The sequence below is a fragment of the Melghirimyces profundicolus genome (genome assembly GCF_003054245.1).
Lineage (GTDB): Bacteria > Bacillota > Bacilli > Thermoactinomycetales > DSM-45169 > Melghirimyces > Melghirimyces profundicolus.
Map to the genome: position 1 here is coordinate 16,657 of NZ_QBKR01000005.1, position 26,145 is coordinate 42,801.

Sequence of the window (26,145 nt, forward strand, 5' to 3'; positions counted from 1 at the left end):
GGAGTCATGCAAGACGGCGGTGGGAGGATCCCCGGTGTGAGCAACAATGGGAAGAAGGCTTGAGGGAGGGGATAGAAATGAGAGTCTTTATTGTCAATTCGGTTGCAGGGAACGGGAAAGGGCGAAAAGTATGGCCGGTGCTTGAAAAAAAGCTGAAAGAAGAGGGGGAACCCTACGAGGTGAACTTCACCGAATACCCCGGTCATGCGACGGAGTTGGCTTCCCGGGCGTCCCGACGTGAGGATGTCCGGGTCGTTGTGGGAGTGGGGGGAGACGGAACCGTCCATGAAGTGGCCGCTGGATTGGTCGGTACCCGGGTTCCTTTGGGATACATACCTGCAGGTTCCGGGAATGATTTTGCCCGGGCCCAAAAAATTCCCTCCGATCCCTTGGCGGCTTTGGATCGGATTGTGCGGCAGGAACCATCCATCGTCGACACTGCACGGATAAATGAAGAAAGAATGGTCAGCACGGCAGGCATCGGGTTCGACGGGAGTGTGGCACGGGCAGTGAACCGATCACCTTTGAAAAAATGGCTGAAAGGATTCACTTATGTACTGGAACTGGTTCGTCTTCTGTTCACCTATCAGCCGCGGAATGTCACCATGATCCTGGATAATCAAATTCACACTTTCCAGGATGTCTGGCTGATCGCCGTGGCCAACATCCCGTTTTACGGCGGAGGCATGAAAATCTGTCCTCAAGCCTCCAACCGGGACGGTATACTTGATCTCTGCGTCGTCAGAGGGATCAGTCGGTGGGAGTTGCTGGTGGTCTTTCCCAAAGTATTCAGGGGAACGCATGTTCATCATCCGGCCGTTTCCATGATGAAGGGTTCCCATTTGGAGATACGGTCGGATTTTCCCATGGTGATCCATGCGGATGGTGAAATCATCGGCGAAACGCCGGTCCGGATCGAGATCCAGCCGGAGAGCCTCCATACGGTATGAAAAACGACCCATGAAAGAGACCGTCGACTCGTTGTGATGAGGGGAACCGATTTCCGTTTCTTGCGCCGGGTTCCCTCCCAAAGGAGTGTTACAGCCCGTCCGTCCTCTGCGGTCCCAACCAATGGAAGGCGGTACAAGGGCACTAAACGGGATCAGCCTCCAACGATTTTTCATGATCGATGACCTGTGCCCACTGCTTCGAACGGCCCCGGATCGGGGCCGTTTTCAGTTGGTCTGTTGTTTGAGACGGGAGCAAGTGACTTTTTGAACGGCTGAGGCGATGACGTGGGCCATCTTCATCACCACACTCAGCCGCGTGTTCTGCAGGACGAAATATTCCATGAAACCGGCGACGTTGACAATGCCGGTGATATGGACTTGACCCACTTCCGGCAACTGTTTGTTGACCCCGGCTCCAGGTTTGAGGGGGCCGTTTCCCACCTGGATCCAACCTACGCTCGCCAGTTGTCCCAGACAGGCATCCACCGCGATCACCCTCGGATTTCTCAGCTCTTTCTTCATCCGGGCAAGGGTCTGATTCAGGTTGACCGCATGAACAGGCTCGTCCAATGTTCCGTATACCCGCAGGGTGGGCAAGGCCCATTTTTCCAGTTGGGTTCCCACTAAGGGGCCGAGCGCATCTCCCGTGGACCGATCGGTTCCGATACAGATGCATGCCAGTTCCCGTGAGCCGGGATAGAGTTGAAGCGTTTGCTCCAACCATTCGGCGCAACGGTGGACCGCACTGGGATGGCTGAAAAGGATCCGGGTCGGATCGGGTTCTGTGGACCCCGGGTGGGGCACCGGTTCGCGCATGGCCGTCCACCTCCGAAGTATGGTTCAATATCCTTACCAGTATACGGAAGGGCGATGAGAAATATACATGTAGGGACAACCCGGACAAGGGGGATCGATATGCGGTTCAATCTGTGGCACTCCCTTAAAATCAGCATGACCATCATCGGGACGATGATCGGGGCGGGCTTTGCGTCAGGGCGGGAAATATGGGAGTTTTTCGGTTCCTACGGAGCGGGCAGCAGCCCCAGTGTTCTGCTGGCCACACTCTTGTTGTTTGCCGCCAGTGTCGTGATTTTGAAAATCAGCTGGAAGTACAAGACCCAGCACTATTCGGAAGTGTTGGCTCAAGTCCTGGGTCCCCGTCTGGCCCGGGTGTTTGATTACCTGGTCATGTTGTTTTTGTTGACCAGCACATTGGTTATGGTGGCCGGCAGCGGTGCCACTTTTCAGGAGTGGAATGGTTCATTCATGTTGGGAGTTCTGGTCATGACGGGTGCCGTGATTCTGATTCTTCTGTTTGACCTTAAAGGGCTCATGTCGATGAATGCGGCTATGATTCCTGTCATGGTAACCGTACTCGTTGTGGTTTGCCTTCAATTCCTTCAGAACGGCGGATGGTTGTTTTCCATTGAGCCCAGGAATCCGGGCTCCTTCCCGGTCTGGCCTTCCGCGATCACCTATACGGCCTTCAACCTTATATCGTTGTTGGCGGTACTCTCCACCATGGGCAAACAAATCCGTCATCCGGCTGAAATCTGGGTTTCCGGAGGGGTCAGCTCGCTCTGTCTGGGTCTGTTGGCATCTCTCTATAATTATTCCCTTCTCAAGGCGGAGAGTTTGGTTTCCCAGTACGAGATTCCCCTGTTCGCTCTGGTCCGCGATTACTCCCCCATCTGGGTGTTCAGTATCTCCCTGGTATTGTGGATGGCCATTTACACCACCGCTGTCAGCAATGTCCACGGGATCTCTTTCCGGCTGTCGGAAAACCTCCCCTTCCCTTCCTGGGTGGTCGGGTCCGTGGTTATGCTGGCGCTGGTCCCCTTGACCCGGTTGGGGTTCACGACTCTGGTCACTTTTTTGTACCCCTTGTACGGCGTTCTCAATCTCTTTATCCTGACGATGGTTCTGTTGTATCCGTTTATGAACGAGAAATGAGTTCCGGCGGGATTCCCCCTGTTGCGCGGCAAATAGGGAAGAGAATGGAAAGGAGGGGGAAACGATTTGGCATGAAATGTTGTACAGGTTCATCCGCCTCATTATCAAAGGATATCACCGGGCGGAGATCACGGGTCGGGGCCGGGTTCCTGCGGAAGGTCCTTTTTTGTTGGTGGGCAATCGGCGAAAAAGGAATCCTTTTGCCATCCGCTGACCCATTGGTTTCTTCGCAAGGCGGACGCCTTCCCCGTCAACCGGAGGTGGATGTGCGGGCGAGTCGGACGCTCTTCAAGACAGGAGCGTCTGACCCGGATCATACCGGACTCCCTCCGGGAGTTGGGCTGCGTCCGGCCAAGTTGAAATCGGCCGGTATACTACCTATAATGAATGCATGAAAAGAGGGGGAATGAAGGCCGATGGAGCGGAAAAGTTTTCAGCTCGGGGATATCGTGCAGATGAAAAAGCCTCATCCCTGCGGGACCAATGCGTGGAAGGTGATCCGGATGGGCATGGACATCCGGATGAAATGCACGGGATGCGGACATAGTGTCCTTTTGCCCCGTTCCCGATTTGAAAAGCGGATGAAAAAAGTGCTGGAGCCGTCCCGTGAAGAAGGAAAACAGGATCAAAGCTGAAGCTGGAAGTAAAGAAGCACCGATGCACGGGGCTTCTTTTTTGGTTTTGCTTCCCCAAGCGGTACCGGCGGCTTTCCATGACAGGTTCTCCTCCTTCCGCTATAATAGACGGGGATTGGAAAGGCAACCATCGTGGAGCTTTTCACGTTTGCTCCGCGTCATTCGAATACGGAAACCCTGCAGCAGAAGAGGAGATGAAACAGGCATGCCGCTGACAACCGGAATCGTCGGTTTGCCGAACGTTGGCAAGTCGACGTTGTTCAATGCAATCACCCGGGCTGGTGCCGAATCAGCCAACTATCCGTTTTGCACCATTGACCCCAATGTGGGGGTGGTCGATGTGCCGGACCGTCGCTTGGACCGATTGGCGGAAATCGTCCGCCCCCAGAGAGTGGTTCCGACCTCCTTCCAGTTCACTGACATCGCCGGACTGGTGAAAGGAGCCAGCAAGGGGGAAGGCTTGGGAAACCAGTTTCTTTCCCACATCCGGGAAGTGGATGCGATCATCCATGTGGTGCGTTGTTTTGAAGATGAAAATATCACCCATGTATCCGGACAGGTCGATCCTGTGAGTGACATGGAGACCATCAACCTGGAGCTGATCCTGGCGGATCTGGAATCCGTGGAACGCCGTTTGGAACGGGTGGCCCGACAAAAGAAAAGCGGGGACCGGAACGCGGAAAAAGAGTACAACGTGCTTGAAAAATTGCGGGAAGGCCTCGTCGAAGGAAAACCGGCACGCCGGCTGGCACTGGAGGAAGAGGAACTGGAACGGGTCAAATCCCTCAATCTGCTGACCCTGAAAAAGATGTTGATTGCGGCCAACGTGTCCGAAGAGGATGTTGCGGCTCCTGAAAATAACCCTCATGTTCGTGCGGTCCGGGAACAGGCCTCCGAGGAGAGGGCGGAAGTGGTCACCGTCAGTGCTCAACTGGAAGCGGAGATTGTGGAACTGGAAGGGGATGAACGCGAGCAATTCCTGGCGGACCTGGGACTGGAATCCTCGGGGCTGGATCGTTTAGTGGCCGCGTCCTACCGACTGCTCGGACTGATCACTTTCTTTACGGCCGGGGAAAAAGAAGTGCGCGCCTGGACCATCCGGGAGGGAACCCGGGCTCCCCAGGCAGCCGGTCAGATCCACTCCGATTTTGAACGCGGTTTTATCCGGGCGGAGGTGGTTGCTTACGAGGATCTGATGAAGGCGGGCTCCATGGCCGGTGCCCGGGAGCAGGGACTCCTCCGTTCCGAAGGAAAAGAGTATGTGATGAAAGATGGAGATGTCGTTCATTTTCGGTTCAATGTTTGAGGTGGAGCGCAACCTTGCCTTAAAGGGCCACCTCTGATAAAATATAGTATCGTGAATACAGGATATTCACTCCTTGCCCCACCGGGAGGGTGGGGCCGCTTCAGTCCAAAAGGAGGTGTGGAGAAATGCACAAGTACGAACTGATGTTCATCACCCGTCCCGATCTGGACGAGGAAAAACTGAACGGTATCCGCGAAAAAGTCCAAGGGCAGATTTCCCAGTCCAACGGGGAAGTCATCGAAACCGAGCATTTCGGGAAACGGCGTCTGGCTTATATGATCGATAATCACCGCGAAGGCGTGTACACCGTGGTTACCTTCAATGGCGACCACGACACCGTGAACGAGCTGGACCGGCATTTGAAACTCAACGATGACGTGATCCGTCATATGATCATCAATATCGACGACAAAAAATAAAGGGCGTGTCACGGAACCAAAATCGGCTTTAGGGAGGGGTTGCCGATGTTAAATCGGGTGGTTCTGATCGGCCGGCTGACCTGGGATCCCGAGCTTCGTTACACCCCCGGGGGGGTCGCTGTCACCAGTTTTCGGCTGGCGGTGGACCGGCCTTTCACCAATCAACAGGGGGAACGGGAAACCGACTTCATTGATGTTGTCGTTTGGCGACAGTTGGCGGAGACCGTGGCCAACTATATGAAAAAGGGCCGACTGGTGGCCGTGGAAGGACGGTTGCAAGTTCGGAGTTATGAAAACAATGAAGGCCGCCGGATCCGCGTCTCCGAAGTGGTGGGAGACAATGTCCGCTTTCTGGACCGGGGCGGATCGGGTATGGGCGGACCGGGGCCGAACCCGGGTTTTGAGAACAACAGCGGCTTTGATAAGAAGGACCGTGGCTCCTCCGACGATCCCTTTGCGGATGACGGAAAGCCGATTGACATTTCCGATGACGATCTGCCCTTCTGAAGAAAGAACGGAAATCAACCACATAGGATGAAAGGAGGTATTCCCATGGCCCGTCGTCGTGGAAACAAGCGCCGCAAAGTCTGCTACTTTACGGTGAACAAAATCGATTATATCGATTACAAAGACGTGGATCTGCTCCGCAAGTTCATCAGTGAACGGGGGAAAATTCTTCCCCGCCGGGTAACGGGAACTTCTTCCAAGTACCAGCGGCAATTGACCCGGGCGATTAAACGCGCCCGGCAGATGGCTCTGCTCCCTTACACCACGGACTGAGCCGGAGGAGGGGCGTTTGTACGCGCCTCTTTTTTTTTATAGGAACATGCGTTTTGTCTGCCTCCTGAAAAGGAGGAAATTGGAGGATGGTTGTTGAAAATACCTCCTAAGCCTCAAGCCTTTTCAAAGGAGTGCGGAACCATGAGCAGGCCGGAGCGCAGCGTACATATCGCCAAAAGCATGAAAGTGATTGAATGGTTGAAGACCGAAATCTTGGACCAGATCGCCAACCTGTACAAAGGGTTGCACAACTCGAACCAATCCCTGATCGCTGACAGTTTGGCCAGTCTGGTGGTGGCCACCTATGTGCTCGCACGCCGGGTGGGAATTTCTTTTCGGGAAGTGGATCAGGCTGTGACGAGAAAACTGCGGGAAGCCGCCAAGGAACGGCATCAGTTGGAGGATTGGTACGGGGATCTGTCTCAGTTGGAAGAATATATAAACAAGAGGTGAGCCGGGTTTGCCCCAGATCTCTGACATCCGCGACGGCTTCATTACCGTGGGCCTGTTTCTGATCCTTGCCTTGATCACCCCTCTGTTGATCTTTACCATGTGGTTGTTGCCTCTCCCCTTTTTCCTCCACACGTCAAAAAACGGTTGGCGTTCCGCTCTCTTTCCCTTTTTTCTCACCGCCATTCTGGCCTGGATATTCACCGGCGAGCCCTTTGGTGTGGGTTTGGTTCTGCTGTTGGCGGTTACGGGGATGGTGATGGGAATCCTGTACCGAAAGACCGACACCACCGGGACCGATGTGGCCCTGGGCGGATTGACGGTGGTGTGGGTCGGCCTGCTCCTTCTGTTGGTCGGTGCGGTCATGGCCTATGATCTGGGGGAACAGCTGGACGTGATCCTGCAGCGGGAATGGGAACGGAATGAGGAGCTTCTCCGCCTTTATGGAGTGTCGGAGCCGCTTCCCGATCCGGACTCCATGGACGAGGTCCTCTCCTCCGTTCTTCCTGCCATGATCTTTCTGATGGCCGTGCCCGTTCCGCTCATCAACCTGGCCGTCGGTCGCCGATGGATGATCCGTCAACAGGGATTCCCCGGGAAATATTTGCCTCCGTTCCGGAATTGGCGGTTGCCGCGACCTTTTTTTTACTTCTATTTCGTTTCCCTCCTGACCGTTTTAATTTTTGGGTTGGAAGGGAATTCCGCAGTCGTGGTCCTTGGTAACGCTGTAACGGTGTTGTTCATCCTGTTTTTGATTCAGGGTCTTTCCTTCACCGCTTGGTTGCTGAATCGGGGTGACCAGGGAAAAGGATGGATGGTGCCGGTTTTAGTCCTGACCTTTCTGGTGCCGATCGTGACCATGGTGATTCACCTGATGGGGATTCTCGACTCCGGCACCCGGATCCGGGACCGTTTCGGGGCAGGGAAATAGGGATTTTTTTGACGCCGGAAGGAGAGGACAGGCACACCCCTTTCCCGCTATGAATTCCCTTGACCCTGGGGTAAAATAGGAAGCAGACACGTTTGGAAACGGCTCGCCGGTGATAAGGGGTTGTCTTGATTGCCAAACTTCATCACCAAACGATGGCACGGCTATCACATGGTGTTCGCCATGTGTTTCAGTTTGGTCCTGATCGCGCTTCTGGCGACGTACAACTGGGCGTATGCGTTGTTCGGCCTTGCTGTTTTCCTCGGACTGGGGTATGTGCTCTACCAGGCGGAACGGGCTTTTCGGGAGGATTTCACCGAATATGTGCTCACCCTCTCCAAAAGGGTGAAAGGGGCCAACCAGACGGCCCTGGAACGGATGCCCGTCGGAATCCTCCTTTATGACCGGAAGGGGCAGGTGGAATGGCACAATCCCTTCGTCAGGGAAATGACGGACCGGGATTCCCTGATCGGATGTCCGGTTGGCGAAATTTTTCCCGGCCTGGAAGAAAGCGAAAGCCGATCCGGCAAGATGGAGCTGGGGGAGCGGACTTTCGAAGTTCTTCACCATCACGAAGAACGGCTTTACTTTTTCCGGGACATCAGCCGCCTGGAAAAATTGGAAAGGCGGTATGATCAGGAACAACAGGTGATCGGTTACCTGCATATGGATAATTTCGATGAAGCCGGATCGGGCCTGGGGGACCAAGAACGGACCCAGCTTCTGACCAACGTGAGGGCTGCCATCACCCGATGGGCCCAGGAACACGACATCAGCCTCCGCCAGTTTGATTCGGACAAATTTTTTCTGGTATTCAAACGGGAAAGCTTGGATCAGTTGATCCGAAACCGATTTGATATCCTGGATGTGGTTCGCGATATGACCCGTCAGAACAAGATACCCATCACCCTGAGCATCGGTGTGGCCGCTGTCCGGACATCGATGGTGGAGCAAACCCAAGCCGCCCAAGCAGCACTGGACATTGCTCTTGCCCGGGGGGGGGATCAGGCCGCGGTTCAGGACGGGGACCGGGTGGTCTTTTTCGGAGGAAAGACCAATGCCGTGGAAAAGCGGACACGGGTGCGGGCCCGGGTCATCTCGCATGCCCTTGCCAATCTGATCAAGGACAGTGACCGGGTGTTGATCATGGGCCACGACCAACCGGACATGGATGCTGTGGGAGCGGCGATCGGCGTTTTGAGGGCGGTTCGGATGGCTGAACGGGAAGGGTATATCGTGCTGAAGGAGTCCAACCCATCCATCAGCGGATTGATGGAAGCCATCGCCGGAAACGAGACCTTGGAGGATGCATTCATTCCCCCGGATCGTGCGCTTCAGATGGTGACGGAAAACACCCTGCTGATCCTGGTGGACACCCATAAACCGTCCATGTCCATCGAACCCCGGCTGGTGGAACGTACCGACCGGGTCGTAGTGATCGATCACCACCGACGGGGAGAAGAGTTCGTCAAAGATCCGGTGCTGGTCTATCTGGAACCCTATGCGTCTTCCACGAGTGAGCTGGTGACGGAGCTTCTCCAGTACCAGGGAGATCGCATAACGATGGACAACCTGGAAACGACGGCTCTGCTGGCGGGTATCGTGGTTGACACGAAAAGCTTTGCCTTCCGTGCCGGCTCCAGGACGTTCGAGGCGGCATCATTCCTTCGCCGCCACGGTGCGGACCCGGCGATGGTGCAATCCCTCCTCAAAGAGGATCTCCATCGTTTCGTGAAACGGGCCGAGATTGTCAAAAACACGGAAGTGGTTTACGATAAAATTGCGATTGCCGTAGGGGAAGAAGAAGAAAAGTATGACCAGTTGGTCATCGCCCAGGCGGCGGATACCCTGCTCAATATGAAGGGGGTCAGCGCTTCCTTTGTGGTGGGTCTCAGGGACGACGGAAAAGTGGCGATCAGCGCCCGATCCCAGGGGGAGATCAACGTCCAGTTGATCATGGAAGCGCTGGGCGGAGGCGGCCACCTGACCAACGCTGCCGCCCAGTTTGACGGGGTGACCCCCGCGAAGGCCCGCGAACGCCTCTTGGAAGTGCTGAAAGAGAACTTCGAGGAAGGGGGCGACGAAGATTGAAAGTGATCTTTCAACAGGATGTCAAAGGAAAAGGGAAAAAAGGCGAAGTGAAGGAAGTGGCGGAAGGTTATGCCCGGAACTATCTCTTCCCTCGGGGACTGGCCATTCAGGCCTCCCAGGGCAACCTGAACGCACTCAAAGATAAAAAACGTCGGGAAGAAAAACAGAAAAAGGAAGAACTGGCACGGTTGCGCGAACTGGCCGAAAAACTGGAGAAAACGGAGATCACCCTCCGGACCAAAGCCGGGGAAGGCGGACGCCTGTTCGGTTCGGTTACTTCCAAGCAGATCAGTCAGTATCTGAAAAAAGAATACGGGTACCGTGTCGACAAAAAGAAAATTCAGTTGGATGAACCGATCCGCACCCTCGGCGTGACCAAGGTTCCGGTTAAGCTTCACCCGGAAGTGACCGCCACCCTTTCCGTTCAGGTTCTGGAAGAGTAGACCCAGAGAGACTTCGTGAAGAGCGGAGTTTCCGACTGGTGTTTCACCGGTTCCGGAGTGAGCGGAATGACGGTCTTGCCGCTCCGGCGCTCCCACAGGGTGGAGCGCTTTTTTCATGTCCATGGTTGGAGGATGATGGAAGATGAGTGAACTGTTTTCGGACCGGATGCCTCCCCACAACCAGGAAGCGGAGCGGGCGGTTCTGGGGGCCATTCTCATCGACCCATCGGTGCTGGTCACCGTAACGGAGAGGCTCCGGCCGGAGGATTTTTACCGGCAGGCCCATCAACGCATTTTTCAGGTGACGATCGATCTTTCCGAACAAGGGGAGCCCATTGATCTGGTCACTCTTACTTCAGAGCTGTCGGACCGGAAGCTGTTGGAGGAAGTCGGGGGGGTTTCGTATCTGACCGAGTTGGCGGAGGCGGTGCCCACGGCGGCCAATGTGGATTACTATGCCCGCATCGTGGAGGAAAAAGCAATCCTGCGCCGTCTCATCCGGACCGCCACCGAGATTGCCACTTCCGGCTATTCCGGGGGAGAAGAAGTCACGGAAGTGATCGACACCGCCGAGAAGAAGATCCTGGAGATTTCGCAGCGGAGGATGCGGAGGGAAGGCTTCACTCCGATCCGTGAAATCCTGATGGAAACCTATGAGCGAATTGAAAACCTCCATTACAATCAGGGGAAGCTGACGGGAGTCCCCTCCGGATACACGGACCTCGACCGCATGACTTCCGGCTTCCAGAAGTCCGATCTGATCATTCTGGCCGCCCGTCCCAGTATGGGAAAAACGGCTTTCAGTCTGAATCTGGCCCAGAATGTGGCGGTTCGTTCCGGTTATCCCGTCGCCATTTTCAACCTGGAAATGTCCGCTCCCCAATTGGTTCAGCGGATGCTGTCCGCCGAAGGCAACATCGACGCCCAGGCTTTCCGGACCGGACATCTGGAAGAAGAAGATTGGGAAAAGTTGACGATGGCCATCAGTACGCTTTCCGAGGCCCCTATCTTCATCGACGACACGCCGGGGATCTCCGTTTTTGAAATCCGGTCCAAACTGCGTCGTCTTCAGGCGGAACACGGCCTGGGGATGGTTTTGATCGATTACCTCCAGCTGATCGAGGGGCGGGGCCGGGACAGCCGGCAACAGGAAATATCGGAGATTTCCCGTTCCCTCAAACTGTTGGCCCGGGAACTGAACGTTCCGGTGATCGCCCTGTCCCAGCTCTCCCGAGCGGTGGAACAGCGGCAGGACAAACGCCCGATGCTCTCCGATCTCCGGGAATCCGGTTCCATTGAACAGGATGCCGATATCGTCTCTTTTTTGTACCGGGATGATTATTACAACGAAGAATCGGAGAAGAAAAATATTATCGAGGTGATTCTGGCCAAACACCGGAACGGACCCGTCGGCAAAGTGGAACTTTTGTTTCTGAAGAACTATAACAAGTTTCTCAGCCTCGATCTGCGCCATGAATCGGGGTTAACCGGTTAAAAACGAATGAATGGATATATTTATTATTTAATGTTCGGTTTTTGTTTGACACTGAGGGGCGTTTCTCTGTACACTGGTAAAGGGATTATGGTGAAACCGCCTCGGGAAAGGGGAGCATGGTTATGTCGACGGTGGTTGTTGTCGGGACCCAGTGGGGAGATGAAGGAAAAGGAAAGATCACGGATTTCCTGGCGGAGAAGGCGGAGGTGGTTTCCCGTTACCAGGGCGGGAACAACGCTGGCCACACCATCGAATTTGGCGGGAAACGGTATAAGCTTCATCTGATTCCTTCGGGTATTTTTTATCCGGAGAAGATTTGTGTACTGGGAAATGGAATGGTGCTCGACCCCCGGGCGCTGGTGGAGGAGTTGGAGTATCTCCGGACTCAAGGGGTCTCCACCCAAAACCTCCGGATCTCCGACCGGGCCCATGTGATTCTTCCGTATCATGTCAAGGTGGATATGGCGGAAGAAAGCCGGAAAGGATCGGGGAGGATCGGCACCACCGGCAAGGGGATCGGCCCCGCTTACATGGACAAAGCGGCCCGGAACGGCATTCGCGTCTCCGATCTTTTGGACCGGGACCGGTTTGCCGAACGGCTGAAGAAAAATTTGCAGGACAAAAACCGCCTCCTGGAAAAGTATTACGATACCGACGGTTTCAGCTTTGAGGAGATCTATGAGCCTTATATCGCCTGTGCGGAACAAATCCGGCCCTATGTGACGGATACCTCGGTGGTGCTGAACGATGCCATCGACCAGGGGCGCCGGGTGTTGTTTGAAGGCGCTCAGGGAGTGATGTTGGACATCGATCAGGGAACCTATCCCTTTGTTACCTCGTCCAACCCGGTGGCCGGAGGGGTTTGCATCGGTTCCGGCGTGGGTCCCACGAAGATCCATCAGGTTATCGGGGTGGCAAAAGCCTACACCACACGTGTAGGGGACGGACCCTTCCCCACGGAGATCCATGACGAAACCGGTGACCAAATTCGGGAGGTCGGACGTGAATACGGAACCACCACCGGCCGGCCCCGCCGGGTGGGATGGTTTGACAGCGTGGTGGTCCGTCATGCCCGCCGGGTGAGTGGCATCACCGGACTCTCTCTCAATTCGCTGGACGTATTGACCGGCCTTCCCAAGGTAAAAATCTGTACGGCTTACCGCTACCATGGACGTGTGCTGGAAAACTTTCCGGCAAGCCTGGACCTGCTGGAGGAATGCGAGCCGGTCTACGAGGAACTGCCGGGTTGGGAGGAAGACATCACCGGGGCCCGGAGTCTCTCCGATTTGCCGATGGCGGCGCAGCATTACGTGGAGCGCATCACTCATCTGACAGGGATTCCCCTGACTCTCTTCTCCGTCGGGCCGGGCCGTGAGCAGACCATTCAGGTACGACCGTCCTATGCGTCCTGATCTGAGAAAACGGAGGATGGATGATCCGGTTACGGTGTGTTGAACCGTGGAAAAACAGGATTTTTTCGACCCCGTATTTGTTATATCTGACCGGAAAAAGCGCCCCTGGGAAGAGGGGCGCTTTTGATATGCAGAGAAGGTTCCGCGGCCTCCCTCTCATTTGTGGTAGGTTTCCCCCCGGTTGATCTTGAAGGACCGAAAGACCTGTTCCAGCAGGATCACCCGCATCAGTTGGTGAGGAAAGGTCATCTTGGAGCAGGAAAGGGTAAAGTCCGCCCGTTGCATCACCGAATCGGAGAGCCCGTAGGAACCTCCGATAACGAAGGCGATCCGACTTTTCCCGTAGGTGGCCAATTGGTCCAAATGATGGGCGAGGGTTTCAGAGGAAAGCATCACCCCTTGAATGGCGAGGGCGATGGTGTATGTATCCGGGGAGAGGTGGCGGAGAATCCGTTCCCCTTCCCCGGTGACGATCCGCTGGATTTCTGCGTCGTTCAAAGGTTCCTGCCCCTTACTTTCCGGAATCTCCGTCACTTCCACTCTGGCGTACGGGGAAATCCGTTTCATGTAATCGTCCACAGCCAGGCGAATGTATTTTTCTTTCAGTTTGCCGACGGCCAATATCTGAATGTGCATGCGTGTCCCCCCCGGTTTTTTCTAAAGTGTGAACAGGAAAATCAGCTCGTTTCGAGTCGGATGAAACGGGTGATGGAAAGAGTTACAGTGAGGCGTTCGGTGAAAAAGAAGCCTGCGGGGGACGGCAGGAGTTGCCTTGCTGCCGCGCCCGAAGGAAGGGTCCCCGCCGCGTCTTATGTCTCCGGTAAGGTGATCCGGTAGAGCGGCGGTTGTCCGCACTCGTGGCATCCGTGGGCCCGTTCCCCCTCCTTCAGCAGAATCAGGTCAGGTGCCCGACCTCTTTCGTCCACGATCCCGTCCAGAACGGAATCGATATGTTCAGCGCACGCGTATCGCACCGTCGTTTCGGACATGACTCCACTCCTTTCCTGGATTGACAAGGAAACGCCCCGCGGGGGGGCGGGGCGATGGTTTGGTTTAACCGGGAGTTTGGGTCAGGGTAACCGTGGTGGTTTTCTTCGCTCCGTCCCGGTAGAAGGTCACTTTCATTTTCGCTCCGATCTTTTTTTCCTTCCAAAGGTAGGAGCGGAGCTCAGAACCATTTCGAATCTTTTTCCCGTCCAGCTGAACGATGACGTCCAGCCGTTCCAATCCGGCTTTGTCAGCTCCGCTGCCGGGGGTGACATCCAACACCACCGTCCCTTGATCGACGGAGTCCGGAAGGTTCAGTTCGCTGGAACGGGTCCGGGGATCAATGGTTTCGACATCCTTCAGGCTGACCCCCAGGAAAGGACGCCGGACCTCGCCGTACTGAATCAGGTTGTTGATGATCGGCTTGGCGTCGTTGGCGGGAATGGCAAAGCCGAGTCCTTCCACCCCCTGCTGGGCGATTTTAAGGCTGTTGATACCGATCACCTGACCGGCGGCATTGACGAGGGCCCCTCCGCTGTTCCCCGGGTTGATGGCGGCATCGGTTTGGATGACGTCCATATCCATCGTTTCGGAAACTTGAATCTGTCGGTGGGGGGAACTGATCACCCCGGAGGTGACGGACTGGGAAAACTCCAATCCCAGAGGGTTCCCGATGGCGATTGCGGGTTCACCTGCTTTGATTTTATCCGAGTTTCCGAATTCGGCCACTTCTTTCACATAGTTGGCTGGAATCTCCAACACTGCCAGATCCGTTGGCGGATCGCTTCCCAGGAGTTTGGCTTCCACCGTATGACCGCCGTTTTTTTCCCCGGGAATGACCACGCCGATCTGGTTGGCCCCTTCAATGACATGATGGTTGGTTACCACCAACGCTTTATCCCCTTTTTTGTCGAAGATCACGCCGGAACCGGTGCCCCTCTGAACGGTTTCCTGACTGAAGGGATCATCGCTCCGCTGGAGATTGACCACTCCCACAACGGCCGGTCTCGCTTTTTGCACTGCTTTCGTGATGTCGTTGTTCACATCCACGCTGACGGTTTTTGTCGGTCCCTGTCCCTCCGCAAGGAAGGGGGTTCCGCCTGCGAAATACTGTTGGGGCAAAAGGCCCGCTCTCACCAGTGCGGGTGACAGCGTGAGGACCAGGAGACCTCCGATCACGGCCGATATCACCGCTGTCAAAAAAATCACCCATCCCTGGCGAAAACGGTCCGAATTGTCGTAGTAACCCACGATCCCGCCTCCTCGTCGCTCGTTCATAGGTTTTCGACTCTCATCATTATGCGAATACCCCACACATATTATACTAATTTCCCCGATAGCCTGAAAGAAAAGAGGGATCATTTAAAAAGAGCCGAATGAAAGGGGTCTGAAAACATCCATGACCGGTCCATAATGGAAAAAAGGCAGGACGGGAGGCTTTCAAGGTGAAATCTGAGGAAAACTCCTCCCACCGGTCCCCGGTGATACCGGAAGTGGACTGGGGAGCACAGATCGCCGATTTGAAGGAACAAGGTTACCGGACGGAGCTTTGGCTGAACGCGATTCTAAACTGTCTGGAGGCAAAGGGAATGTTTACCCTTGAGGAGGTCCGGAAAGCCGTGGAAACCATGGATCGGCAATGGACTTGGTTGGCGGAGAGAAGGGGTTCCCACCGTTCCAAGACGGAACGAGAGCGTAGCGATTCTCCCGAAACGTGACCGAATGCCAAAAGGCAGCCCTTGTTTAAAAGGGCTGCCTTTTCCGTTCCAGGGGAAGGAGCGGGGTGGGCCGATCGGGTTGGGTTCCCCGCAACCGGACGTCCCGGCCCACGTCGAGCCCCTGTTCCTGAAGAATCCCTTTCACCGTGAGATGGGCAAGGTCGGTCAAATTGTTGTCCTGACTGAGATGGGCCAGAAACACGTCCTCGCCGTTTCCCCGCAGGAAAGTCAGGAGGGCTTCTCCCGCATCTTCGTTGGAGAGGTGGCCCACATCACTGAGGATTCTCCGTTTGACATTCCAGGGATAAGTCCCCATTCGGAGCATATTGACGTCGTGGTTGGCTTCAAGGATGAGGGCGTCGCACCCGGCCACCTTCTCGGCAATCCGGGGATTGATGTACCCGGTATCCGTCACCAGTCCGAGGCGGGATCCTTCGTGGTGAAAGCAGAAACCCATTGGTTCGGCGGCATCGTGGGAAACGGGGAAGGATTCCACAGTGAGGTCCTCCAGGTCCAGAGTGGACAAAGTGGGAAACACATGCTGCTGTTCGATCGGAATCCCGCCCACTCCGGAGGGAAGAGCGGCCCAGGTGGTTTCGTTCATGTAAACGGGCAAACGGTACCGCCGCGCAAACACCCCCAATCCCTTGATATGGTCGCTGTGCTCGTGGGTCACCAGTACGGCATGCAGGGAGGAAGGCTCCACCCCGATGGAGGTGAGAAGCTTTTCCAGACGCTTCCCGCTCAGGCCCGCATCCACCAGCACGCGGATCCGCCCCGTCTCCACATAGAGAGCGTTTCCGGTGCTGCCGCTTGCCAATATGCTGTACTTCATCCGGTTCATCCTCTTTCTTTCCTCCGAATTTGTTTATCGGTTCGGGACGGCTTCGATCACCTGTGTCAAAGCATTAATGTAAAACGTGGTCTCTTCCGTTTGGATTCTCCATACGGGAAAGAGGAAACGGGAGGAGCCGTCGTAAGCCTGTCCGTGGTAGCCCAGGGTCACGTCGGTTACCGTGGCTCCCTTGTCGATTCTCCCGTATTGGATCAGTCTGACCAAAGCATCCTGTGCGGACAGACCCGTACGGGTGTTGTTCTTGTTTTCCAGGATGGTCAAGGGGGTGAGTCTCAGCTCTTTCACCGCCCCGTCTTTCAACCGGACAATCAGGCGGCTGTCGAAGATGGGCCTTCCGTTGTGGATCTGAAAAAAGGTTTTTTGCTGATCCCCCTGGGGACCCAGCATCCGATATTCCTCGAAATCGGGGACATAGCGTTTCAGCATCTTATCCAGTCCGTCCACCGGTTCCACGGGAGTGTGGAAAACGAGGCGGTAATTCCCTTCCGACATGGATTCCCACCGGTCATCCTTTTCCAGAAGCGTCTCCTCATCCTTGGGCTTGGCTTCCAGGGAGGAAACTTGGAGCGCTGTCTTGGGGAGATCGGCTTTCAAAGTGATCTGCTGATCGGCGATCAGGTCTTTCAATTCCCTCTGCGTTTCCTCTGAAACCTTCTGGTTTTGGGCCTGTTCTCCCTTGGCTGTGAGCAGTTGGTCGGCGAGAAAGACGTTCAGAGCGAGAAAGGCCAGAATCAGAATGGATTTGGCTCGGCTCCAGTCCACCGTGCATCCCTCCCCGATTCGGATGTCGCGAGATACCCCTGCTTACCGTCTTGGAAAACGACCACCCAGACCGGCTTCAGTACTAAACTCTTTTTTTTGGCCGTTTTTTCGGTCCTGGCCTGATAACCGGGATAGATCTGGCGGATTTTCGTCAGGTCCGCCCCCAGTTCGTTCACCGCATCGAGAACTTGTTTTCCGGAGGGGAGCCGGTCCGCTTCCTTTGTGTCTGACCGAAAGGAAAAATACACGAGGGAACGCCCATATTTCGTGACCCCTTGGTGGGCGGTCAGGGAAATGGTGTCCAGTCCGGGATATTGTTCCGGACCGTAGACCGGCAATCCTTTCACGTGAAGACGGAAATCGTAGTCGCTCCCTCCATTGCCCCTGTCGGTTTCCACCCCGTCCAGGAGGTAGTTTCCCGTCCAACCGTTGTGCCGGTTCATAAAGGAAATGATCGTGTTCAGTTCCTCTTCGGGGGTGGATTCCTTTTCGGGCGGGCTGGCGGAATTGTAGTACATCATCTTTTTATGCTTTTCATTGTACTGCAGGGTCCGTCCGTTTTCGAGGGTGTCGGTGTAAACGTAATTGTCACCCGACAGCCGGATTTCTTCCACGCTGTTCGGATTCCGGAACAGAATCATTTTCATGGAGTCCATTTTGATTTCCTCTAATTCATAGGTCAGACGCGGAACCGCCGGGTTGGTTTCCGGCAGGTAGAACACATGGGGAACTCTGTCTCCTTCGAGATCTTCTTCCTTCAGCCCGGGTTTGTCCCCTTTGACATAAGGCAATAACGGCTCCCCGCCCGCCCGGCCGGCAAGGTCCATTACCTTGTCGTAATTCTGGATCAGGGCTGTGGCCTGAACCACGGTTTGCGTCTGATCGGAAATCATCCAGACGGTAACCCGGTTGTTTTCCCCTTCACCAAAAATCCAAATGCGGTTGAAGTCCTCGGTCTCGAACCCGTTTTCTTCTCCACTCCTAAAAAACGTCTGAGCCACGTCGGCGGGGAGGTTTCTGTGAAAGCGGAGTTCCAGACCGTTTTCTTCCTCCATCAACGCCTTCCATTGCGCAGGGGATGGTTCAATCTCCCGTGGTTTGTCCAGACGCGCATGATGGAGTTGATCCACCAGGACCCGGTGTTCTTTTCCAGGCAGAATGCGCCGGTGGTTCCCTTCTTCATGGAAAAGAATTTCGGGGGGAGCGGCCAGCTGGTGGATGTCCTCCTTTTGAAAGTCATCATGGCCGATGGGAGGGATATTTTCAAAATCCGTGGCCCCGCTGTCCTGATAGGAAGGGGAACTGTACCACAGCATTCCCGTCTGGACCACGCTCGCCGCCACAAGAAAGACGATGGTCAGGGATTTGAGATGTTCCTTCATGCGGGGTTCACCTCCGGCTCACAGGGAGGAAGGGTGAAGCGGACTGTGGTGCCTTCCCCGTACCGACTGTCCATGCGGATCGTTCCCCCGTGGGCCTGTACGATCTCCCGGGCGATGGCAAGACCGAGTCCGGTGCCGCCCATGCTCCGGGAACGGGCCTTGTCCACCCGGTAAAACCGTTCGAAGATGCGGTCCAGGTCCTTTTTGGGGATTCCGATTCCCTTGTCGGACACCACGACCTCCACATATCCGTCGGAACGCCGGTGTGCCGAAAGGGAGACGCTTTGACCTTCCGGGGTGTATTTGACGGCGTTGGAGAGGAGATTGTCCAGCACCCGGTCGATCTGGTCACGGTCGGCGTAAACCCGGGGCAAGGGCTTCCGGATCGAAAGGCTGAACGCGATGTCTTTCTGACGACATTGGAATGAAAAGCGGTCAGCGGCGTCTTCCAGAAGCTCCTCCAGTCGAAGGGGCTGTTTGTGGAAGCGGACTTTTTCCGAGTCCAGCTTGGAGAGCTGCAGTAAATCATGGATCAGGCGGGTCATTCTCTCGGCTTCCTGTCGGGTGACCCGAAGAAAGCGGGAAGCCAGCTCCGGTTCTTCCATGGCTCCGCCTTCGTCCAGGGCCTCCAGGTAGCTTTTGATGGTGGTAAGCGGCGTCCGCAGTTCGTGGGATACATTGGCGACGAACTCTTTCCGCTGCCGGTCCAGCTTTTCTTCTTCCGTTACATCCTGCAACACCAGGATCAGACCGACCGCTTCCCGGCTTGCCCGGAGTACCGGTGTGAAGGTGAGTTTGAGGATCAGTGTTTCATCTTCGTCCCGGTTCAACTCCAAAAAGGATTCCCGTTCTTCCGTCAAAGGAAAGGAGATCGGGTTGGCCAGGGGCAACACTTGGTTGATGTCCTCGTTGAGCTCGATGTCCTTGCCCAGCATTTTTCTTGCCCGACGGTTGGATACAATCACTTTTCCTTTGCGGTCGGTGGCGATCACCCCGTCGCTCATGTTGGCCAAGACCGATTGCAGCCGTCCTTTTTCCTCTTCGTTTTGGGAGAGGGCGTCCCGCAGGTGCTGGGCCAAATGGTTGAATGCGGAGGCCAGCTTTCCGATTTCATCGTCGCTCTTGACGGTCACCTTCCGGTTGAAGTCCCCTTCCGCCATGACCGTGGCTTGCTCCGTGATCTCTTTCACCGGGTTGGTGATGGTTCGGGCGAGGATGATGCCCAGAAGAGAAGTCCCCACCATGGCGGCTGCGGTGATCTTGATCAGGATCTTGCTGACGGTGCGGATGGTATCATACATCTCCTGCATCGGTGCTTCGATGTAAACCGCTCCGATAATATCCCCGTCGTTCTTGATGGGGTAACTGTAGACCATATACCGGTTGCCGGCTTTGTGGCTCACCTCGACACTGGGACTCTCGATTCCCTGAAGCACCCGGCTGACCCGGGGGCTTTTGTTTTTTTGGCCGATGCGGGAATTTTCGCCGGAGGTGGTGGCGATCACCACGCTCTCCTGGTCGACAATTTGAATCGTGTTCTTCTTGTCGAGAGGGAGTTTGTTCAGAATGTCGTCGATCGCCTTTCGCTGCTTTTCCGACTCGGTGCCGGGCGTCATCTTGTCTTTGATGACTTCCTGCAGAATGCCGGCCTGTTTTTCAAGGTTGTCGCGGAAGTTTTCGTAAAACCGGTCCTCCAGGTTCTGAAAGAAGTAGACCCCGATCAGCTGCATGGCGATCAGGAGAAGGAGGATATATATGGTCACCAGTTTCCATTGGACGCTGTTGAATATTTTGATCCACTTCATGATTCAGCTTGACCGATCACCGCCGGGGTCCCGCATCGTGTATCCGATTCCCCGCCGGGTGATGATGTATTGGGGATGGCTGGGGTCGTCCTCGATTTTTTCCCTCAGGCGTCGGATGGTGACATCCACGGTGCGGACATCGCCGAAGTAGTCGTACCCCCAGACCGATTGCAGGAGATGTTCCCGGGTCAGCACCTGATTGACGTGTTGGGCCATGTAGTTGAGGAGTTCAAACTCACGGTGGGTCAGGTCCAGGGTTTTTCCGTTTTTAGTGACGATGTAGCTTCCCTGGTCAATGGAGAGATCCCCCACTTTGATTTGGTTGGAAGGGTCTTGAGCGGGGGTGCCGTTGTCCCGGGAACGCCTTAAATTGGCTTTGATCCGCGCCAGAAGTTCCCGGTTGCTGAATGGCTTGGTGACATAGTCGTCGGCCCCGATCTCCAGCCCCAGCACTTTGTCGACTTCCGAATCCTTCGCCGTTACCATAATGATCGGCATCTGGTGGTTTTGCCGCACCCGGCGGCACACTTCGATGCCGTCGGTTCCGGGCAGCATCAGGTCCAACAGGATCAGATCCGGAGGTGTCTCATTCACCCGTTTCAAAGCTTCGTCGCCGTCATACACGCATTCCACTTCAAACCCTTCCTTGCTCAGGTTGAATTGAAGGATATCCGCGATGGGTTTCTCGTCTTCCACGACGAGAATTTTCACTGCCATCGGTCACCACCCCATTTTCAAGAATTATTCCATTTGCCTGCGCCATTCCTCAAAGGAAGCTTCGGGGGAGGATCCGAAGACCCGCTTCCAGGCGATATCAAAGGGAACGCTCCGGGACAACCGCTGGTGGAGCTCATACAGGGAGGATTCCCCGTGTTGTTCCACCATCCATCGGAGCCACCGGAAGGACTGACGATATGCGAGAGCCTGGTTGGGCAAACGGCTGAAGTTTTCATCCAGGTCCCGGTAATCATAGAGCTCATGCCACTTCAGATTGTTGGCCGGAACGACCCATTCGTATCCGAGCTCCTGGTACTCCACCCACTGTGCGAAAGCTTCCGTATACCAAAGAGGGTAATTTCCGCCCGTCTCCAGGTCGAGGTAGAAATGGGCCATTTCGTGATAGAGCGGTCCGTTTTCGTGAAACAGGCGGGCCCATTGTTCCGGCTCCCCGGTTGCTGACGGGAATCCCTCGTGCCAGGTTTCCGGGTTCAACAGATAGATGGCCCCGGAGAAATAAATTCCGGTGGCGCTTTGGCCCTTGTTCCAGGAAAAATGCTGACGGAGAGCCGGGCGGTTGGGAAAGAGGAAGACGGGAACCGGCCGTTTCACCTGAAATCCGAAACGCTTCTGGAAGGTGGTGAGGACCCGTTCGGCCTCAACGGCCACCAACTTTGCCTGGGACCTGAGTCCGGGAGGGTGAAAAACCGTCACGCGGTTGCTCTTCCATTCATCGTATTCGCGGAGTCGCCAGCTTTCCAGAAGGTGGTTTCCCTGATGAAGCACCGGTTGGGCGAACATTTTCCCCTGTGGACTGGTGAGGAAGGAAAACAGCAAAAGGAAAGAACCCAGCCACAGGAAGATGCACTTTATTGGATGCCACAATCGAGTTGTGAACATTTTGCCACAATCCTTTGTACGGAACAAACTACAGTTTGATCACCCTTCCATTTTAACATACGAAACAAAATTGGGCTGAAAGCCTCTCTCCGATGCCATAAACCCCGAATAAACTGTGAGCACGGAATAAGAATGGGGTGTCCATGATGAAGCGCAATTACCGTCAGATCGCCAGCAAGGGATTGAAAACCCGAGTGATGGAACAGCATCCCCTGCTTCGCTCCCACCTGCCCCGAACTGTTTGGTTTTCCATTGACTCCCTGAAACGGATGCTCCGGGAGTACCCGACGGTGTTTGTCAAACCGGATAAGGGGGGAGGAGGAGCGGGGATTGTCCGGATACGGGAGAGATCCGGAAACTATGAGGTTTGTTTTCGACAAGTCTGTCGAACGCTGGAAGGGGCGACATTGCCATTCACCGTTGAAAAACTCCTGTCCCCCGGGCGGAAGTATCTCCTTCAGCAAGGGATCGATCTGGCCACGGTACAAAGCCGTCCCTTCGATATACGGGTGTTGTTGCAGAAACCGAATCGTTGGACGGTGAGCGGTATGGTGGCCAAAGTGGCGGGCAAGGGTCAATTTTTGACCAATCATTCCCAAGGCGGCAGGCCCCTTCAACTGGAGCAGGCTCTGAAAAAGGTGGACCTCCCGAAAAAGCCGGAACGGCTGAAGAGGGTACTGGAGAGAGTGTCGCTGCTCGCGGCTGAGGTGCTTGAGGCCCGTTTTCCCGGGATCAAAGAACTGGGGATCGACGTGGGGTTGGATCAGCAGGGAAAATTGTGGATTTTCGAAGTGAACACCCGTCCACGCTTTCAGATGTTCCGCAAGATCGGCCGGCCGGAGATTTACCGCAGAATTCTCATGGTTCACCGGCGCTTGTGAAGGTTATTTCGGGGGCCGGGAGAAGTTGTCTTTATTCGACAAAATATTCTGTTGACTTTGCATACAAGCCATTGGTAGTATATTTGGCAAAAGAAGGATTCACAGCCCCATCAAGAGAAAAAAATGCGGGGCTGCCTTCTTTGTCTGTTGAATGGCTCTGACGACGGTTCCGGGGAAGGGCCGAAAGGTTTCCCATTCCAAACATGAAAGGCGGGTCAATAAGGATGGCAATTACCGTGGGAGTGTATCTGGGAAAAAAAGACCGTTTTTTGCGGAACTGGTACGATATTCTGCCCCGTGGCCAGTTTCCCTTGCTGGTCAAATACTGCATCCAGTCTTATCTGAAAGGAGTTTACTTTCCCCTCGACACGATCTGTGACCAGGACAACTTTCGTGAGCGGCTCCGTTCCATGCAGGAACTTTCCCCGACCCAACGGAATGTGACCTTCAGTGAAGAAGACGGCCCGGTCTACGGTTGGGTGGAAGAAGTGGACAACGGTTACCGGAGCGAAGAAATCAAGAGCATCCTGAAGGATACCATCGTACATACGTTGCTGGAGGAACATGAGCGGACTCCTTTGGCCAGACAACGCTACCGGAAATGGTGGAAGGGATCGGGTGAAGGAACGGGGTACGAGCCCGATGTCCGAACCGCTTATCAATGGCAGGAGGGGGAACCATCTCAGCCGGAGCGGAGGGAGCGCTGGACTTCCTCCGTGGCGCGGGAAAACCCGGCCGCTTATTCCATCAACGGAGAACCCCGTCGGGAATTGAGAAATGACGGGATTCCGATGAAGAAGGCCGTCTGGGAGAAATGAATCGGAGGAGATAAGAGGAGCTCTTTTCCTCCGGGGTAACGTGAAACACAAAAAAGAAAAGAGTGAGGGTCAAGATTCTCCATAAGGAATGGATCTCCGGCATCCCGGAGATCCATTCTGTTTTGATGTAATACAATTGTATGAACAAAAGCGGGTTGAAAGAATTCTTAGTATGAACAAATGTGCTGACAATCCGTTTCTGTGTTTACTCTTGTGAGCACATTTCGTTAAGATGAAATAGAATCATTTCATCTGACCGAAGGAGAGGACTCATCATGGATATTCCTCTGATCGCCGTGGATGCCGGGCGTCACGGCACCAAGGTGAAGAACGCACGGGGTATGTTCTGTTTTCCCAGTTCAGTGAGCAAGGCGATTGAAGGACATCGCGAGCATTTGGAAAACGACCTGGAGGTCCGTTATAACGGAAAAGACTACTTTGTCGGCGAATTGGCTCAACGGGAAGGGTATCCCCAGCGGCTGATGACGGAAAGCAAAGTTCATGATCAAACGCTTCTCGAAGTGTTGGTGGCCGTGTTTCGGTCGGAGGTGATGGATCGATGCCGGGTGATGACGGGTTTGCCCATTAATCTCTACACCGATGAACGGGAACGGGCCGGGCTGAAGCGGCTCTTGGAAGGGGAGCACGAAGTGACGGTGAACGGGGTTCACCGCAGGTTTACCATTGAAAAAGTGGGGTTGGCTCTGGAGTGCGCCTCCAGTTATTTCGCCGCTCCCGAATCGGGGACGGTCCGGATCGTGGACCCCGGAGCCCGGACCACCAATTACGCCACTTTCAAAGATGGCATCTACATAGGAAAGGAGTCGGGGACGATTCCCCTCGGCTGGGACAGTGTCCGTGGAGCGGATCCCGATCTGATGGCCGGGCAGATCGCCTCGGAGATCGGTAAATCCTGGTCCCCCTCCAACCGGGTGAAGATCATCGGCGGCAAGGCGGAGGAATTGGAGGAACCCCTCAAACGGATCGGTTTCGGGTTTGCCTACGCCGCGGAACGTCCCCTTTACGCCAATGTGGAAGGCTTTTATGAAGTGGGGAGGAGCCTGACCCATGCATGATCATGATCCATACCGGGGGAAAACCCGCGTCAACCGTCCCGTCAGTTTTAACCCGAGAGATCGGACTCAGCGTATGATGCTGGAGTACATTGACCGGGAGGATGTCAACTTCAGCGGGCTGGTCAAAAACCTCCTGTTCACCTATCTGACGGGAAACCTGGATCTTTCCGGTCGTTCCGTGGAGGATTCCCCGGTCGGTCGGCAAGAGCGGTCCAAGCCGGAGCCCCGCCCCGCTTCTCCCGCCTCCGTGAAGGAGCCTTTCGGGGGAATGCCCGTTGATTTTTGATCGGTGATTGTCGTATCCCGGTATCCCATGACTCGGACACGGCCGGGGCTGTGATCCGCCAGTCCGGTGAGATTTTGCAATGGTCCATCGGGAAGGCCACACATTCCGGCGTTTGACTTCCAAAACAAAAGATCCCCAAGGAGGGGATCTTTTGTTTTATTCGGGTTCGGCCACCGCGTCCCCCACCCTTCCTCCCGCTCTTTGCAGACGGGCTTTCGCTTCTTCGGGGCCACATCGGGCGAGGATGGAGACAATGGCGGTCTTGGGGTCTCCGCCGCATCTTTTGAGGACATCCGCCGCTTGCTGTCCGGACACCCCGGTGGACAGCTCCACGATGCGAATGGCCCGGTCTCTCAGCTTTTCGTTGGTGGGTTGTAGATCCACCATGAGGTTCCGGTGGATTTTGCCCAGGCGGACCATGGTGCCGGTGCTCAACATGTTGAGAATCATTTTTTGTGCAGTCCCTGCTTTGAGGCGGGTGGAACCCATGAGCACCTCCGGCCCCGTGTCCACTTCAATGGCGATTTCCGCCTCAGCTCCGACGGGGGATCCGGGGTTGGCGGTGACGGCGGCCGTGCCGGCGCCAAGTTTCCGGGCATGAACCAGGGCCCCCCGCACATAAGGCGTCCGTCCGCTGGCCGCGAGGCCGACGAGGAAGTCCGAGGGGGTGAAAGCGTGAGCTTTTAAATCCTCGGCTCCCTGTTCCGCTGAATCTTCCGCTCCCTCCACGGCGGAGCGGATCGCCTGATCTCCCCCTGCGATCAGTCCCGTCACCAGCCCCGGTGGAGTGGAAAAGGTGGGTGGGCATTCGGAAGCGTCCAGAATTCCCAATCGTCCGCTGGTTCCCGCTCCGATATAAAAAATGCGCCCTCCGTTGCGGATCGTCTCCTCCATCCGGTCGATGGTCCGGGCCACTTGGGGAAGGACCTGCGCCACCGCTTCGGGGACCGTTCGGTCTTCCCGGTTCATGGCCCGGACGATCTCCAATGCGCTCATCCGGTCAAGGCGGATGGTCTCCTCATTCACCTGTTCCGTTTTCAGGTTGGGGATTTCCCGCTCCATCGATGGTGTCTCCTTTCCATGGAAAACCCGCCG

At 55.4% G+C, this 26,145-nt stretch carries 29 protein-coding genes and 1 pseudogene; 18 read left to right on the top strand and 12 right to left on the bottom strand.

Features of this window, described 5'->3' with window-relative positions; translation table 11 throughout:
* Nucleotides 1–77 precede the first annotated feature (77 nt).
* On the top strand, nt 78–950 hold the full coding sequence (locus C8P63_RS04875) for a diacylglycerol/lipid kinase family protein (RefSeq protein WP_108022226.1): 873 nt from the start codon (nt 78–80) through the stop codon (nt 948–950).
* Between the two features lie 225 nt (nt 951–1,175).
* On the opposite strand, the gene yyaC is transcribed toward C8P63_RS04875, so the two are convergent.
* Nucleotides 1,176–1,766, bottom strand: coding sequence for a spore protease YyaC (yyaC, locus tag C8P63_RS04880; protein ID WP_108022227.1), 591 nt, complete (start codon nt 1,764–1,766; stop codon nt 1,176–1,178).
* 99 nt (nt 1,767–1,865) lie between these two features.
* On the opposite strand from yyaC, the gene C8P63_RS04885 reads away from it, so the two are divergent.
* The 12 genes from C8P63_RS04885 to C8P63_RS04940 all read left to right on the top strand — a co-directional run bounded on the left by C8P63_RS04885 (nt 1,866) and on the right by C8P63_RS04940 (nt 12,862).
* The gene (locus tag C8P63_RS04885; protein ID WP_108022228.1) at nt 1,866–2,903 is read left to right on the top strand and encodes a YkvI family membrane protein; all 1,038 of its coding nucleotides are present in this window, start codon (nt 1,866–1,868) and stop codon (nt 2,901–2,903) included.
* A gap of 416 nt (nt 2,904–3,319) precedes the next feature.
* Nucleotides 3,320–3,538: a DUF951 domain-containing protein gene (locus C8P63_RS04890; RefSeq protein WP_108022229.1), complete on the top strand. Its 219-nt coding sequence runs from the start codon at nt 3,320–3,322 to the stop codon at nt 3,536–3,538.
* 205 nt (nt 3,539–3,743) lie between these two features.
* On the top strand, nt 3,744–4,844 hold the full coding sequence (gene ychF, locus C8P63_RS04895; protein WP_108022230.1) for a redox-regulated ATPase YchF: 1,101 nt from the start codon (nt 3,744–3,746) through the stop codon (nt 4,842–4,844).
* Nucleotides 4,845–4,969: 125 nt separating this feature from the next.
* Nucleotides 4,970–5,263: a 30S ribosomal protein S6 gene (gene rpsF, locus C8P63_RS04900; RefSeq protein ID WP_108022231.1), complete on the top strand. Its 294-nt coding sequence runs from the start codon at nt 4,970–4,972 to the stop codon at nt 5,261–5,263.
* 45 nt (nt 5,264–5,308) lie between these two features.
* Nucleotides 5,309–5,770, top strand: coding sequence for a single-stranded DNA-binding protein (gene ssb / locus C8P63_RS04905; RefSeq protein WP_108022232.1), 462 nt, complete (start codon nt 5,309–5,311; stop codon nt 5,768–5,770).
* A 45-nt stretch (nt 5,771–5,815) separates the two neighbouring features.
* Complete coding sequence (gene rpsR / locus C8P63_RS04910; RefSeq protein ID WP_108022233.1) at nt 5,816–6,043, top strand: 30S ribosomal protein S18; 228 nt, start codon at nt 5,816–5,818, stop codon at nt 6,041–6,043.
* A gap of 141 nt (nt 6,044–6,184) precedes the next feature.
* The gene (locus C8P63_RS04915; RefSeq protein ID WP_108022234.1) at nt 6,185–6,496 is read left to right on the top strand and encodes a MazG-like family protein; all 312 of its coding nucleotides are present in this window, start codon (nt 6,185–6,187) and stop codon (nt 6,494–6,496) included.
* A gap of 7 nt (nt 6,497–6,503) precedes the next feature.
* On the top strand, nt 6,504–7,424 hold the full coding sequence (locus tag C8P63_RS04920) for a DUF2232 domain-containing protein (protein WP_108022235.1): 921 nt from the start codon (nt 6,504–6,506) through the stop codon (nt 7,422–7,424).
* Nucleotides 7,425–7,553: 129 nt separating this feature from the next.
* On the top strand, nt 7,554–9,512 hold the full coding sequence (locus tag C8P63_RS04925; RefSeq protein WP_108022236.1) for a DHH family phosphoesterase: 1,959 nt from the start codon (nt 7,554–7,556) through the stop codon (nt 9,510–9,512).
* Entirely contained in the window at nt 9,509–9,955 is a 447-nt protein-coding gene (gene rplI / locus C8P63_RS04930; RefSeq protein ID WP_108022237.1) for a 50S ribosomal protein L9, read from the top strand. The genes C8P63_RS04925 and rplI overlap by 4 nt, the downstream gene beginning before the upstream one ends.
* Nucleotides 9,956–10,097: 142 nt before the next feature.
* On the top strand, nt 10,098–11,450 hold the full coding sequence (dnaB, locus tag C8P63_RS04935) for a replicative DNA helicase (RefSeq protein ID WP_108022238.1): 1,353 nt from the start codon (nt 10,098–10,100) through the stop codon (nt 11,448–11,450).
* A 122-nt stretch (nt 11,451–11,572) separates the two neighbouring features.
* Nucleotides 11,573–12,862, top strand: a complete 1,290-nt coding sequence (locus C8P63_RS04940; protein WP_108022239.1) for an adenylosuccinate synthase — start codon at nt 11,573–11,575, stop codon at nt 12,860–12,862.
* A 156-nt stretch (nt 12,863–13,018) separates the two neighbouring features.
* Here C8P63_RS04940 and rlmH read toward each other — a convergent pair whose 3' ends face one another.
* The 3 genes from rlmH to C8P63_RS04955 all read right to left on the bottom strand — a co-directional run bounded on the left by rlmH (nt 13,019) and on the right by C8P63_RS04955 (nt 15,127).
* A complete protein-coding gene (rlmH, locus tag C8P63_RS04945) occupies nt 13,019–13,498 on the bottom strand; it encodes a 23S rRNA (pseudouridine(1915)-N(3))-methyltransferase RlmH (RefSeq protein WP_108022240.1) in 480 nt (159 codons plus the stop codon).
* 173 nt (nt 13,499–13,671) lie between these two features.
* Nucleotides 13,672–13,851 (bottom strand): CxxH/CxxC protein, encoded by a 180-nt coding sequence (locus C8P63_RS04950; RefSeq protein ID WP_108022241.1) that lies wholly within the window; start codon nt 13,849–13,851, stop codon nt 13,672–13,674.
* Nucleotides 13,852–13,915: 64 nt separating this feature from the next.
* Nucleotides 13,916–15,127, bottom strand: a complete 1,212-nt coding sequence (locus tag C8P63_RS04955) for a S1C family serine protease (protein WP_108022242.1) — start codon at nt 15,125–15,127, stop codon at nt 13,916–13,918.
* A 167-nt stretch (nt 15,128–15,294) separates the two neighbouring features.
* Between C8P63_RS04955 and C8P63_RS04960 the strand changes: the two genes are divergently transcribed.
* Complete coding sequence (locus C8P63_RS04960; RefSeq protein WP_108022243.1) at nt 15,295–15,567, top strand: hypothetical protein; 273 nt, start codon at nt 15,295–15,297, stop codon at nt 15,565–15,567.
* Nucleotides 15,568–15,592: 25 nt separating this feature from the next.
* Here the strand turns inward: C8P63_RS04960 and C8P63_RS04965 are convergent, their stop codons facing one another.
* From C8P63_RS04965 to C8P63_RS04990, 7 genes and pseudogenes are all read right to left on the bottom strand, one after another.
* On the bottom strand, nt 15,593–16,402 hold the full coding sequence (locus C8P63_RS04965; RefSeq protein WP_108022374.1) for an MBL fold metallo-hydrolase: 810 nt from the start codon (nt 16,400–16,402) through the stop codon (nt 15,593–15,595).
* Nucleotides 16,403–16,435: 33 nt separating this feature from the next.
* On the bottom strand, nt 16,436–17,185 hold the full coding sequence (gene yycI, locus C8P63_RS04970) for a two-component system regulatory protein YycI (RefSeq protein ID WP_170109508.1): 750 nt from the start codon (nt 17,183–17,185) through the stop codon (nt 16,436–16,438).
* Complete coding sequence (locus C8P63_RS04975; RefSeq protein ID WP_108022245.1) at nt 17,155–18,567, bottom strand: YycH family regulatory protein; 1,413 nt, start codon at nt 18,565–18,567, stop codon at nt 17,155–17,157. Before C8P63_RS04975 ends, yycI begins: the two co-directional genes overlap by 31 nt.
* Entirely contained in the window at nt 18,564–18,941 is a 378-nt protein-coding gene (locus C8P63_RS19975) for a sensor histidine kinase (RefSeq protein ID WP_425437247.1), read from the bottom strand. The genes C8P63_RS04975 and C8P63_RS19975 overlap by 4 nt, the downstream gene beginning before the upstream one ends.
* A gap of 132 nt (nt 18,942–19,073) precedes the next feature.
* Nucleotides 19,074–20,372: pseudogene (locus tag C8P63_RS04980) on the bottom strand (histidine kinase dimerization/phospho-acceptor domain-containing protein); the annotation flags it as partial.
* A 3-nt stretch (nt 20,373–20,375) separates the two neighbouring features.
* On the bottom strand, nt 20,376–21,089 hold the full coding sequence (gene yycF / locus C8P63_RS04985) for a response regulator YycF (protein ID WP_108022247.1): 714 nt from the start codon (nt 21,087–21,089) through the stop codon (nt 20,376–20,378).
* Between the two features lie 24 nt (nt 21,090–21,113).
* Nucleotides 21,114–21,890, bottom strand: a complete 777-nt coding sequence (locus C8P63_RS04990) for a peptidase MA family metallohydrolase (RefSeq protein WP_170109509.1) — start codon at nt 21,888–21,890, stop codon at nt 21,114–21,116.
* 245 nt (nt 21,891–22,135) lie between these two features.
* Between C8P63_RS04990 and C8P63_RS04995 the strand changes: the two genes are divergently transcribed.
* The 4 genes from C8P63_RS04995 to C8P63_RS05010 all read left to right on the top strand — a co-directional run bounded on the left by C8P63_RS04995 (nt 22,136) and on the right by C8P63_RS05010 (nt 25,050).
* Nucleotides 22,136–22,870 (top strand): YheC/YheD family protein, encoded by a 735-nt coding sequence (locus tag C8P63_RS04995; protein ID WP_170109510.1) that lies wholly within the window; start codon nt 22,136–22,138, stop codon nt 22,868–22,870.
* A gap of 224 nt (nt 22,871–23,094) precedes the next feature.
* Nucleotides 23,095–23,688, top strand: coding sequence for a hypothetical protein (locus C8P63_RS05000; protein ID WP_146172113.1), 594 nt, complete (start codon nt 23,095–23,097; stop codon nt 23,686–23,688).
* Between the two features lie 275 nt (nt 23,689–23,963).
* Nucleotides 23,964–24,764: a ParM/StbA family protein gene (locus tag C8P63_RS05005; RefSeq protein ID WP_108022251.1), complete on the top strand. Its 801-nt coding sequence runs from the start codon at nt 23,964–23,966 to the stop codon at nt 24,762–24,764.
* Nucleotides 24,757–25,050 (top strand): hypothetical protein, encoded by a 294-nt coding sequence (locus C8P63_RS05010; RefSeq protein WP_108022252.1) that lies wholly within the window; start codon nt 24,757–24,759, stop codon nt 25,048–25,050. Before C8P63_RS05005 ends, C8P63_RS05010 begins: the two co-directional genes overlap by 8 nt.
* A 156-nt stretch (nt 25,051–25,206) precedes the next feature.
* Here the strand turns inward: C8P63_RS05010 and murQ are convergent, their stop codons facing one another.
* Complete coding sequence (murQ, locus tag C8P63_RS05015; RefSeq protein WP_108022253.1) at nt 25,207–26,112, bottom strand: N-acetylmuramic acid 6-phosphate etherase; 906 nt, start codon at nt 26,110–26,112, stop codon at nt 25,207–25,209.
* Between the last annotated feature and the right edge of the window lie 33 nt (nt 26,113–26,145).